At 53.3% G+C, this 6994-nt stretch carries 11 protein-coding genes; 9 read left to right on the top strand and 2 right to left on the bottom strand.

Going from position 1 to position 6994, the window contains the following annotated elements:
* Window positions 1-88: 88 nt before the first annotated feature.
* Window positions 89-490 (bottom strand): hypothetical protein, encoded by a 402-nt coding sequence (locus tag BN1127_RS23165; protein WP_404840813.1) that lies wholly within the window; start codon window positions 488-490, stop codon window positions 89-91.
* 160 nt (window positions 491-650) lie between these two features.
* Between BN1127_RS23165 and BN1127_RS22940 the strand changes: the two genes are divergently transcribed.
* The 8 genes from BN1127_RS22940 (at window position 651) to BN1127_RS20700 (ending at window position 5885) form a co-directional block, all read left to right on the top strand.
* The gene (locus BN1127_RS22940; RefSeq protein WP_042650716.1) at window positions 651-1184 is read left to right on the top strand and encodes a hypothetical protein; all 534 of its coding nucleotides are present in this window, start codon (window positions 651-653) and stop codon (window positions 1182-1184) included.
* Complete coding sequence (locus tag BN1127_RS22935; protein ID WP_042650715.1) at window positions 1185-1493, top strand: hypothetical protein; 309 nt, start codon at window positions 1185-1187, stop codon at window positions 1491-1493.
* Between the two features lie 101 nt (window positions 1494-1594).
* Window positions 1595-1801, top strand: coding sequence for a hypothetical protein (locus BN1127_RS20720; RefSeq protein WP_042650714.1), 207 nt, complete (start codon window positions 1595-1597; stop codon window positions 1799-1801).
* A gap of 15 nt (window positions 1802-1816) precedes the next feature.
* Window positions 1817-2023, top strand: a complete 207-nt coding sequence (locus BN1127_RS20715) for a hypothetical protein (RefSeq protein WP_042650713.1) — start codon at window positions 1817-1819, stop codon at window positions 2021-2023.
* Window positions 2024-2412: 389 nt separating this feature from the next.
* A complete protein-coding gene (locus BN1127_RS22285) occupies window positions 2413-3723 on the top strand; it encodes a hypothetical protein (protein ID WP_156139797.1) in 1311 nt (436 codons plus the stop codon).
* Between the two features lie 494 nt (window positions 3724-4217).
* The gene (relB, locus tag BN1127_RS20710) at window positions 4218-4457 is read left to right on the top strand and encodes a type II toxin-antitoxin system RelB family antitoxin (protein WP_016946643.1); all 240 of its coding nucleotides are present in this window, start codon (window positions 4218-4220) and stop codon (window positions 4455-4457) included.
* Complete coding sequence (locus BN1127_RS20705; protein ID WP_042650712.1) at window positions 4447-4731, top strand: type II toxin-antitoxin system RelE/ParE family toxin; 285 nt, start codon at window positions 4447-4449, stop codon at window positions 4729-4731. The genes relB and BN1127_RS20705 overlap by 11 nt, the downstream gene beginning before the upstream one ends.
* 209 nt (window positions 4732-4940) lie before the next feature.
* Window positions 4941-5885, top strand: a complete 945-nt coding sequence (locus BN1127_RS20700; protein ID WP_042650711.1) for a replication initiation protein — start codon at window positions 4941-4943, stop codon at window positions 5883-5885.
* Window positions 5886-6034: 149 nt separating this feature from the next.
* On the opposite strand, the gene BN1127_RS20695 is transcribed toward BN1127_RS20700, so the two are convergent.
* Window positions 6035-6325 carry a hypothetical protein gene (locus BN1127_RS20695; RefSeq protein WP_042650710.1) on the bottom strand — a complete coding sequence of 97 codons (291 nt, stop codon included), beginning with the start codon at window positions 6323-6325 and terminating at the stop codon, window positions 6035-6037.
* Window positions 6326-6532: 207 nt separating this feature from the next.
* On the opposite strand from BN1127_RS20695, the gene BN1127_RS20690 reads away from it, so the two are divergent.
* Entirely contained in the window at window positions 6533-6946 is a 414-nt protein-coding gene (locus BN1127_RS20690) for a plasmid mobilization protein (RefSeq protein WP_042650709.1), read from the top strand.
* The last annotated feature ends 48 nt before the right edge of the window (window positions 6947-6994 follow it).

Below are 6994 nucleotides of genomic sequence, written 5' to 3'. Positions count from 1 at the left end.
GCTTGGGGCGCACGACCACACAGGAGCGGAGCGGGCCGGGGTGACGGTACTGCGGGGGGATCCGGCGCTGTTCGCGGCTGTGGCCGACTCACTGCCGTTCCAGCAGCGGTACTCCAGCGCGGTGATTTCGTGGGCCGCTGAGGAGGCACCGACCACTGCCGAGATCGACGAGGTGCTGGCCGATTTCGAGGCGCTGGCATTTGCCGGACTGGAGCCGGAGGACTACCACATGACCGTCGTCCAGCACGACGAACCGGATGGCGGGGCGCATGTGCACATCCTGATCCCCCGTGTTCACCTGGGCAGCGGAAAATCGTTCAACCCGGCCCCACCAGGTCAACGCGACGACTTCTATGCGGTCAGGGATAAACACAATCATGCCAAGGGCTGGGCGCGACCAGACGACCCGCTCCGGGCACGGCTGCTGCGGCCGGATTTCGAGGCATACAAGGGTGACCACCCGGCCATCAAAAAACAAATCACCGACCACCTAATCGGGGCCACCGCGCAGGGGGTGATCACAAACGCCGCCGAGCTGCGGGCCTACCTGCAAGAATCGCTCGGGTGCGAAATCACGCGAACGGGCATGGATTACATCAGCATCAAGCCGGAGGGCTACCCCAAAGCCGTCCGGTTAAGGGGAGAGTTATATGGAGCATCTTGGACCGCAAAAGGCGCAATTGAGCGAGAGGCTCAAGTTGCAGCACGAGCAGGCATTGGGCGAGGTGGAGAAGTTAGCGAAAGCGGTGCTCGACGAGCTCAAGAAAGACTTAAAAAAGCGTGTGAACGACGAGCTGAATACAACTGTGGGCGCTATCCGGGACGGGATCGAGGGATTGCCCCAACAGATCACCGACTCGGCCGACCCATTGAGGGAGGTCTTGGAGCAGGCACGGAGCGAGGCCAACACCCTCAAGCTGATCTCCAGCGTCTGGCTCAAAGCCTTGCTGGTCGGGGTATGCACCTCCGTGGGGATCGGGCTGGGGAGCTGGGGGGTGTTGAGCTGGATGGGCAGCGAGGTTCAGCGGTTGAACAGCGAGATCAGCAGCGCGAAAGCCACGTTGGCGGAGCTTCCGACCGGAGTGACCTTCGTCCATCAGGGGGGCAAGAGCTACATCCTCGCCCCCAGCATGGGGGAACCGTTCGAAACGAAGAGCGGCAAAATGGCCGTGGAGGTGAACTGAATGACCGAACTGGAGCGGATATTGATCGACAGGTTGGAGCGGATGGAAGCGGCGCACCAACGGCAGACGGCGGCTTTGGAGCAGCGATTGCAGCAGCAGGCGCTCTCTTTGAACGAGTTGCAGACCGCTTGCACCAGCGCGCTGGTGAGCTGCGGGACGTTATGCAGCGAGCTACAGCGTTCGTTCGAGGCGTTGCAGAGCGGGGTAGAACGGTCGAACAGAGCGACCACGACAGCGTTTGGCAGCTTGAACAACAGTGTCAACGAGTTGAGCAAGGCGCTGGACGCCTTACACAAGGCGCAGAGCTGATCGCCAACAGGGCTAAAGCGCTGCGTGAAGAGCAGAGCCAGAGTAGCGGGTTGAGTATGTGATATTTTGTCACTGTGACGATAAATATAGGGAGCGGGGCAATGGAATTCGATAAGCACGATCTTGAGATTGATGGTGATCGGGTATGGCTATTGGACGCAGACGGTCAGCGGCTGTGCGACCTGAACGACATGCGGTTGCTCGATTTTGAATGGCGGATCAGCGTGGAAGGCGGCTTGCTCAACTTCGATTTGGAGGCCAGCGAGTGGCGGCAGCGGCTCCTCGATGCGGGCCTTCAGTTGGATTGAAGGGAGGTGGTGCCGATGTGGTTGAGCGATAGATTTCCGGGGTTGATGTTGTGGCATACGGTGGCGGTACTGGCCGCCGTGTTCGCGGCGAAAGCCCTGCTGTACTGGGCTGCGGACTGGTTGGTGCTGGGGCCACTTTACAGCGTCTTAGCCGGGCCTTCGTGGGATGTGGCGGCATGGATTGCGGCGCTGGCCCTGCTGCTGCGCTGGATGCGGGTCTAACTGCCTGCCGCGCTGCGCTTGGCGACTCCCGAAGGGGGCGCGACAGACTGCGCTAGTCGTCCCCGTTCGGGAGTGTGGCCAGATCCAGAAACACCCTGCAGGATCCGGCCCTAAAACCGCCTCAGAAGCGTTGCAAACTTTCAGGCAGCAAATGCACTGCCTTGGGTGTTGCAATGAACCAAAACGCGATACAGGAGGCTGGTTTTGACTGGAGTTGCCGTTTTGGTATGCGAAATCGGCTATTGAACATAAAAGGCGTTATGCGCATTAAATACCGATAATAATTTTTTTTGCAAAAAGTAGGTGATGCCTATGACGCACATTTGATACAATAATAAAACTTTTTATTTGAGTGGCAATTTATGTTGGCGAAATCAAAAGAAAGAATAATGCATATTGCCGTATTATTCGTTTCTATTATTATTGCAGCTATGACAAAAAACTATTTTATGCCAAATACTGGTGATTTTGGTAGGGCAATAGGTTGGTACCTATCATCAGATGTAGAAGGCCAATATTTAACACTTAAAATTGGTGATGTTTCAGCACGCAACTTCCTGAGCGGCTTTGGCTATAAAAGCTCATACACTCTTCTTGTTTATTGCTACACAGTGTTTTTAAGTTATTTTACAGATGTATTTGATTTGATGTTGTTGTCTGCATCACTAAAAGTTACATACATATTTTCTTTGTTTTTTTTATTTTCAAGGGTAATGAAGCTTAATAACGAGACGCCTCTATCACAATTTGCAGTGTTCCTCGTCGCCTTAATTCCATGTATTTCATCATCTAACCTAGCATTCTTCTCTTCGTTTTATCAAGAACAAGTAGTGTTAATTTGTCTACCAATTTTGTTACTTTGTTTAATCGCTGACAAGCAAAGGTATTTTTTGTTTGTTGTGGCTACAGTAATTATAATATCGTGCAGTAAAAGTCAGTTTTTTTATTTCCCCATAATTATCGCCATTTATTATTGGATATACGGAGATAGAAACGTAAAGAAAATACTTGTCATGATTTCTATTTTTATATTAGCATGCACCGCAATTATTAAAACAAATGGGACCGTAGAGTTAAATAAATATCACGCAACATATTTTGGAATTTACCAACTAGCTGAGACTAATGGGTATGAGCTCCCAGTGGCGGTAGAAAATTCATGCATTGGGATTGATGCATGGGGGAATAAGTTTAATTTTGAAAGCGGAGCTATCCCTACAGAAATAGGCATGACCTGTTACAATGAACTAAAAGATAAAGTATCACATTTAGATGTCATCACTTTCTTTATAAAAAACCCACAAATAATATTTACCCTACCATTCGACAAAGGTATTTCAACTCAACTTAGTGAAAACTACTTCCATGTTTACTTTGGTTATAAAATAATTGCAAACAACACAGGTGTGCTAGCGGACTTAACAAGAATAAAGGATTTTTTATTTGATGGCAGTAGGTTGCCTGTTCTATTCCTTGTTTTACCTTTATCAATACTATTTCGCAAAAAAAGAACCTCTGGTGCGCATTTCATATTGGCGTCATTTGCTATAACTCAGTTTTATATTTCATTCATTGGTGAGGGGTACAGAGATCTATCAAAGCATCTGTTTGCAATGAACTTTGCATTTGATTTGATGGTGTCAATCATTGTCGTTGCATGCGTGGTTGAATTAATAAATAAGATTGGCGATCATAAATGATCGCAATGCTATTTATAACACCTTGCCAGATTTGACCAATAGCAAGCCTCTACAACGGAGTTGAGCCATCAAATACTCCAACTTTCGAACGTATATGCGCATAAGTGCGTATTCCGGTGAAATTGAACAGCGATTCCGGAATTTGTGTACACCATTTCCGGAAAGGATGCCGAAAGGGAGACACTGAGCTTTGAGGGGAGGCGTCTTTTCGGCTCGCCGAACAAGCCAGCAGCCAAGCGCAGCGCGGCAGTTATCATGGGTCATGACCGTTCATTTGGCACCAGAATTCGTGTTCAGAGCAGTCCAGAATCGGTGTACGTGCAAGCTGGAATCAGCGTTCATTTTAAACCGGAATAGGTGTTCATTTATGGCCTGAATATGCGCATAAGGGGGCGTTACGTTAAATCGGACGCCCTTTTTGCTGCCTGTTGTCCGTGCCTGTCATTCAGTAAAGGTGTAGTATCATGTAAACATTGTGGTTTGGTGGGGTGTGTATGAGTGTTATGTCTGTCCGTTTGCCGGATGAGGTAGAGCAGCAGTTGGGGCAATTGGCCCAGTCCACAGGCAGAACCAAATCATGGTTGGCAAACCAAGCTATCCAGGATTATTTGGCGCGAGAAGCCTGGCAGATCACGGAAGTTGAAGCCGCATTGCGTGAAGCGGATGCGGGCGACTTTGTGCCTGAAAAGGAGATGATGGCGAAGTTCAATCGGTGGGGTATCAATGCAGGTTAAATGGCTGCGTAAGGCTGCACTGAACCTTGAGGATGCTCACGATCACTTAGCAAAAGAGAACTCCAGGGTGGCCCAGGAGTTTGTATTAGAGGTGTATCGCTTGGTTCACTTGTTGGTAGATCAGCCAGCAATGGGACGGCCAGGGCGCGTTCCTGGTACACGAGAGCTTGTGCTGCAACCCTATCCGTTCCTCATTCCATACCGAGTGAAGGGCGAGGAGATCCAAATTCTGAGGGTGTTTCATACCCGCTTGCGGCTACCAAGCCACTGGTGAAGGGTGCTTGTAGGTAGGGCGGTATGCGTTTGCGTATGGAGGGGGTCGTGCGGTAACGTACTGCCTAGAAAAGACAAACCCCGAACTTCTGTTGATCAACTTGGCGGGAGATTACAGAGAGTTCGGGGCCGTACTTATGCAATAGGTGAAATATATCACATGGATCACACCAGACAACCCTTTAGCGCCGCCAATATGCGCGGTGGTCATTGAATCGAGCACAGCTTGACCTGTTCCGGGAGCGCCTGCCCCGGAAGCCCTACCACACCGACGAATTTACCACGGGTCTGTCCATTGCGGATGTCAGCCGTGCCCTTGGGGCTCGTTACATCCAGCCGAACGGGCCAACGCATCGGCATTGGCTCGTGTTTGACGTAGACCATGCTGCCGCTACGTTATCCTGGGATGACGTAGGCGCCCCGGCACCGAACATCACGGTGACGAACAGGGCCAACGGCCACGCCCACCTGATCTACGGACTGGAGACCCCGATCCGCACTGCCCCGGACGGCAAGGTGGCCCCACTGCGGTATGCCGCCGCCATCGAGGCCGCCCTCCGGGAGAAACTGGGGGCGGATCTGGGCTACTCCGGGCTGATCTGCAAGAACCCCCTGCATACCCACTGGCTTGTCCAGGTATGGGAGCCCGCCTCCTACGATCTGAGCTGGCTGGCCGACTACCTCGATTTAAGCCCCTACAATGGCCGCAAACAGCTTCCAGCTTACGGGTTGGGGCGTAACTGCACCTTGTTCGAGAAAACGCGCCAGTGGGCTTACAAGGCGATTAGGCAGGGGTGGCCGGGGTATGAGGCTTGGCTCTCTGCCGTTATAGATCGGGCGATCGGGTACAACGTCCAGTTCGAGCCGCCGCTCCCGGCCAACGAGGTCAGGCACATCGCTAAGTCCATTGCGAAGTGGACGCACCGTAACCTAACCCCCGCAGGGTTCAGCGCCGTACAGGCCGCCAGAGGGGCCAAGGGTGGGAAAGTATCCAAGGGTGGGGGCAGGCCCAGTAATAGCGGTAAGGCTCGTGCAGACCTCTTACCGGAGGTGCTCAGGCTTAAGGGTATGGGGTACAGCAACCGCGACATAGGTGAGGATCTTGGGATCTCGTCCAGTACGGTCAGCCTGTACCTGAAACGCGAATCTGAGTGATCGAAACAAGCCTTATCAGATAGTAGCCCCCGCAGGGGGTTCTTTGAGCCCTTAAAATCATTCCAGAGAGAGGATTGGTGCGAGGGGGGTAAGGCCGATCCCGAAGGGCTGTCCATCAGGCCATGTGTTTGGCCTGTGGGCAGTAGGTCTTATCCCCGGAGCTGTTTGTTCTCTGCCGTTCGCAGTGCCCGCAGGATCTCCCCGGCCTGCTCCGGGGTCAGTACCACCGCCGACCCTCCATCCCGGATAGCCTGCATCTGGGCATCCAGCCCCTCTACCAATGCCCGATTTATCGTCACAGTAACGTTATTGTCCTGCTGCTTTGCACGGTAGGCTGCTTGTCGTTCTGCCCCTGTTTTGGCTGATCCGGTTTTTGGCCTACCCCGTCCGCGCTTGATGCCAAACATGTCCCCAGTCCCCTGATCCTTGGTGTCCTTCATGGTGTTATTTCCTGTCACTGTAACGGTAATTGATTATGTGTCACTGTGACGATAATTGGCAAGTTGCCGACCCCCTGTTTTTTTGCTGTACTGGCATTAAGCCAGCGTACCCGTATTACTTTTCGCCCGCTTCGCGGCCTCCAGTAATACGGGGCTGGTGAGGGGCTTAGCCCCTTCAATCCCCCACACAAAACAGCCGGAGGCACCGTGTCCAGAGTCCCGAAAACGACCACCATCAGCCTACGGATCGACAAGCCCACTGCCGCCGAATGGCGGGAGCGAGCAGCAGCCTCTGGGCTCAGCGTGTCGGACTGGATCAGGGGGGCGGTGGATGCTGGCCAGCAGACGAACTTGCCGACGCCACAGCGCCGCCCCGTCCGTGTCCGTGACACCAGCAACGATGCCGATCCGGCGCTGATGCGCCAGCTGGCCGCGTTGGGATCGAACCTCAACCAGATCGCCCGTAGCCTGAATGAGTGCCGGCTAGTCGGTGCACCGGTCCGACTGGTGGAGGTGCTGGCCCTGCTGCGCAGCATCGAGGCGGAGGCGGCCCACCTGCTGCCCCAGTTGCCTCCGCCCCCCAAGCCGACCACCAAGGAGAGCAGCAGCGATGCACGTTAAATTCCTAGCCCACGGTACGGGCAGCGGCGCCCGCGCCTCGGCCTACCT

Origin of the sequence: Aeromonas media, assembly GCF_000819985.1 — a bacterium.
In the GTDB taxonomy this organism is placed as follows: domain Bacteria; phylum Pseudomonadota; class Gammaproteobacteria; order Enterobacterales; family Aeromonadaceae; genus Aeromonas; species Aeromonas media.
The sequence above is the reverse complement of the archived record's forward strand: the minus strand, read 5'-3'. Positions and strand labels throughout refer to the sequence as shown.